General features: G+C 57.3%; 3 protein-coding genes. All 3 read left to right on the top strand.

Translation table 11 applies throughout. The features are described 5' to 3' along the window. The first annotated feature begins 312 nt into the window (after positions 1-312). Positions 313-2,097, top strand: a complete 1,785-nt coding sequence (gene aspS / locus WBM93_RS08075) for an aspartate--tRNA ligase (RefSeq protein WP_424430620.1) — start codon at positions 313-315, stop codon at positions 2,095-2,097. Between the two features lie 88 nt (positions 2,098-2,185). Continuing rightward, positions 2,186-3,040 carry an alpha/beta fold hydrolase gene (locus WBM93_RS08070; RefSeq protein WP_424430617.1) on the top strand — a complete coding sequence of 285 codons (855 nt, stop codon included), beginning with the start codon at positions 2,186-2,188 and terminating at the stop codon, positions 3,038-3,040. Positions 3,041-3,097: 57 nt separating this feature from the next. Continuing rightward, entirely contained in the window at positions 3,098-4,051 is a 954-nt protein-coding gene (locus WBM93_RS08065; protein WP_424430614.1) for a tetratricopeptide repeat protein, read from the top strand. The last annotated feature ends 163 nt before the right edge of the window (positions 4,052-4,214 follow it).

Raw genomic sequence — 4,214 nt, 5'->3', positions numbered from 1 at the left:
AGCGCCGGGTGAAGCGGGATTATGAGCAGAATTTCGCCGACTGGAAATGGGCGCAAGCGCAAGTGATGCCGGATGCTGCTGATCGGCAGGTGTTTGCCAATGACGAACTGGTCAAACTGGGGCTGATTTAGGCATTCTGTAGTGCGAGGAGCACGGAGCGGGGAGCAATCGCACTGCCGACAACTAAAGCTCGGCTTCAACTGCGGCGCACCGCCCGTCCAGCCAATCTCAAGCCTTGACAAATGGCGCGCAGACCTGTGTTACGCGTGCAATCTTTCCATCCGGGAAAGCACCCAATTCCAAAGGTCCATCATGCACGCATATCGCACCCACAATTGTTCCGCGCTTCGTTCTTCGCACGTCGGCGAGGAAGTCCGTCTGTCCGGCTGGATCCATCGCAAGCGCGATCATGGCAATCTGCTGTTTGTCGATCTGCGCGACCATTTCGGTCTGACCCAGATCGTCAGCGAGACCGGCAGCGATGCCTTCAAGATGCTCGACGGCGCGCGGGTTGAGTCGGTTGTTACGGTGACCGGCAAGGTTGTCGCCCGGGATGATGAAACGGTGAACAGGAATCTGCCGACCGGTGAGGTCGAGCTGGTTGCCGATAGTGTTGATATGCAGGGACCGGCGGAAGAATTGCCGATGCCGGTGTTCGGCGAACAGGAATATCCCGAGGATATCCGCCTGCGCTACCGCTTCCTCGATCTGCGTCGCGAGTCGGTACACGCCAATATGATGCTGCGGTCCAAGGTCATCGCCAGCCTGCGCAACCGGATGACCGAGCAGGGCTTTACCGAGTTCCAGACGCCGATCCTGACCGCCTCGTCACCGGAAGGCGCGCGCGATTATCTCGTGCCCAGCCGTGTCCATCCCGGCAAATTCTATGCGCTGCCGCAGGCACCGCAGATGTTCAAGCAGATGCTGATGGTTGCCGGTTTCGACCGCTATTTCCAGATCGCTCCCTGCTTCCGCGACGAAGACGCCCGCGCCGACCGTTCGCCGGGTGAATTTTACCAACTCGATTTCGAAATGAGCTTTGTCACCCAGGAAGATGTGTTCCAGACGCTGGAACCGGTTCTGGCTGGCGTGTTCGAAGAATTTGCCGATGGCCGGTCGGTTACGCCTGCCGGTGAATTTCCGCGCATTCCCTACAAGGAATCGATGCTGAAATATGGCAATGACAAACCGGATTTGCGCAACCCGATCATCATTCAGGACGTCAGCGACCATTTCAAAGGCTCCGGCTTTGGCCTTTTCGACAAGATCACCTCGACCGGCGGTACCGTGCGCGCATTCGTTGCACCGGAAGCAGGCAAGAACAGCCGCAAATTCTTTGACAGCATGAATGACTGGGCCCGCGGCGAAGGGTTCGCCGGGCTTGGCTATATCAACATGAAGGAAGGCGCGGCCGGCGGCCCGATTGCCAAGAACCACGGCGAAGAAGGCACAGCCAAGCTGCTCGCCGATCTTGGCTGTGGTCCTGATGATGGCGTGTTCTTTGCCGCCGGCAAGGAAGCCGATGCGGCGAAGCTCGCCGGTGTTGCGCGGACAAGGGCAGCGGAGCAGTTGGACCTGATCGACAAGAATGCGTTCAAATTCTGCTGGATCGTCGATTATCCGATGTTCGAATATGATGACGAACTGAAGAAAATGGACTTTTCGCACAATCCCTTCTCGATGCCGCAGGGAGAGCTTGAAGCGCTGGAAAGCAAGGACCCGCTCGACATTCTCGCGTGGCAATATGATATTGTCTGCAACGGTATCGAACTGTCGTCCGGCGCAATCCGGAACCACCGGCCCGATATCATGTACAAGGCGTTCGAAATTGCCGGATATTCCAAGGAACAGGTCGACACCGAATTTTCCGGCATGATCAACGCGCTGAAATATGGCGCGCCGCCGCATGGTGGTTCGGCTCCGGGCGTCGACCGGATCGTGATGATGCTGGCCAACGAACCGAATATCCGCGAGGTCGTATTGTTCCCGATGAACCAGAAGGCGGAAGACCTGATGATGAGCGCGCCGAGTCCGGTGTCGTCCAAGCAGTTGCGCGAATTGCATATCCGCGTGGTTGAACCGCCGAAGGAAGTCTAGGGCCAATTCCGTTAGTGGTGAGCCTGTCGAACCACATCTATCAACGAGAGCCGTCCTTCGACAAGCTCAGGACTAACGGAAATCATCCATGAAACCTCCCAAGCAACATCACTTTCCGTCCTCCTACGGCGATATCTGCTATTTCGAATGGGGTACAGCAGGCGACGCACCATCGATCCTACTGCTCCACGCCACCGGCTTTCACGCGCGTTGCTGGGACAAGGTTGTCGATGCTTTCCCGGACGGCTTCCATGTTATCGCTGTTGATCAATTGGGACACGGTCGAAGCGCCAAGCCAGCCATTACTGATTGGGCGATGATCGCCGGTGCCACCGCCGAGCTGCTCGAGTTACTGGGCACGAGATTCGCGGTCGGAGCGGGTCACAGCATGGGCGGCAACTGTCTGGTACAAATAGCAGCGCGCCTGCCCGATCTGTTCGAGCGGCTGGTGCTGATCGATCCGGTGATCATGGATCGCGCGGCCTATCAAAACCCGGCAGATTTTAGCGCCACTTACCAGATGGTGGCCAAGCGCCGCAATATTTGGACCGGACCGGAAGCGATGATCGAACGATTCAAGGATCGCCATCCCTACAAGCTGTGGGACCCGGCGGTGCTGCGGGACTATTGCGAATATGGCCTGCTGCCGGATGGCGAGGGCGGCTACGAACTGGCCTGTCCGCCGGCCACCGAAGCATCGGTCTATGCGACCAGCACAACCATCGATCCCTGGCCGATGATCGAGCGGATCGCGCAGCCGGTAAGGATTCTGCGCGCGCCGCAGATCAAGCAGGATGGCAATTTCGATTTCGCCTCTTCGCCGACCCCGCCCGGACTGGCGGACAATTTTGCCCATGGCAGGGATGTCTATCTGCCCGATCTCACCCATTTCATGCCAATGCAGGATCCAGAACGCATTGCAGAATTGATCATCAGGGACTAATGTTCCGTTCATATTGAGATCGATATTTGTGAACGAATTGACTGTAGGGAGGTGGACATGAACAAATTTTGGACCGTTACGATTTCCGGCATGATGACGCTGTCCTGCCTGTCCAATGCGGCGCAGGCCGAGGTTCTGACCATCGAGGGCCTGACACCGGCGAGCTCCCCCGAATTTGCTGAAATCCAATCCATCGCGATCGGAGATTTCGGCGGCAGCGACGGGCGGGCGCTGGCGTTTGAGCTGGAAGATCGTCTCTCTGCGGTGACGGTGTTTGGCCAACCCTATTTTGATGTCATCGGCGGGCGATCTGCGGTGCAATCCGACGCCAGCCTCTCGGGCAATGTTACCGCGGGCATTGAAGAATATGAAACGGTCGCCAGACGGCGACGCTGCGTGAAACGCGGCGAGAAAGACAAATGTCTGACCTACAAGGATATCGAGGTGGATTGCCTGAGCCGCACGATCGATTTTCGCGCTCAGGTCCGGGCAACGCGCTATCGTGACGGGCGGAGCATTTATACCCAAGCCTATCCGGACCAGAATGAGCAAACCATCTGTTTCGGCGATGACGATGAATTTGCGAGCAGCGAATCGGTGATCCGGACGATGGTGTCCGGGGCTGCCAGCGCTATCCGTAACGACCTCGCTCCGAGAGAATATCGGTTCGAAGTCAGAATATTGGAAAACCGCAAGGGCATGACCAAGGCGGAGGGACAATATTTCAAGGCGGCGATCAAGATGACCAAATCCAATCCGGCAGAAGCCTGCCGGATGTGGGACGAAGCCGCGCAGAACGGGCTGGTCCATCTCTCGCTGGCCTTTAATCGCGGGCTTTGTGCAGAACAGCGCGGTGACCTTGACGCGGCGCTGGCGCTTTATGATGAGGCAATAAGCCTGTCGCCCGGAAAGTTTGAAGTGAGCGAAGCCATAAATCGCACAAACGCCCATCAGCGCGCGCTGGACGAATGGGGATTGCGTCAATCTAGCGAACCCGAAAATCAAAGCTGATGAACAGGGTTAACCGGTTGGCTCAAGTCAGCGGATTATAGTATATCATCAGGCTGAATCTGGCGCTGCAGCCAGAGCGTCTGGTAGCGACGGTTGCAACCACTAAACCTCGACCCCGGATCAACTATGGGGTGACGGAGCACAAATGACCATAAACCTGTCC

The organism is Parasphingorhabdus sp., assembly GCF_049667325.1.
Taxonomy (GTDB): domain Bacteria; phylum Pseudomonadota; class Alphaproteobacteria; order Sphingomonadales; family Sphingomonadaceae; genus Parasphingorhabdus.
Note: the sequence above shows the minus strand (reverse complement) of the source record. Positions and strands in the feature narration are given on the sequence as shown.

Coding starts and splice junctions, on each gene's coding strand:
- aspS (WP_424430620.1), top strand. CDS start 313: ATGCACGCATATCGCACCCACAATTGTTCCGCGCTTCGTTCTTCGCAC.
- WBM93_RS08070 (WP_424430617.1), top strand. CDS start 2,186: ATGAAACCTCCCAAGCAACATCACTTTCCGTCCTCCTACGGCGATATC.
- WBM93_RS08065 (WP_424430614.1), top strand. CDS start 3,098: ATGAACAAATTTTGGACCGTTACGATTTCCGGCATGATGACGCTGTCC.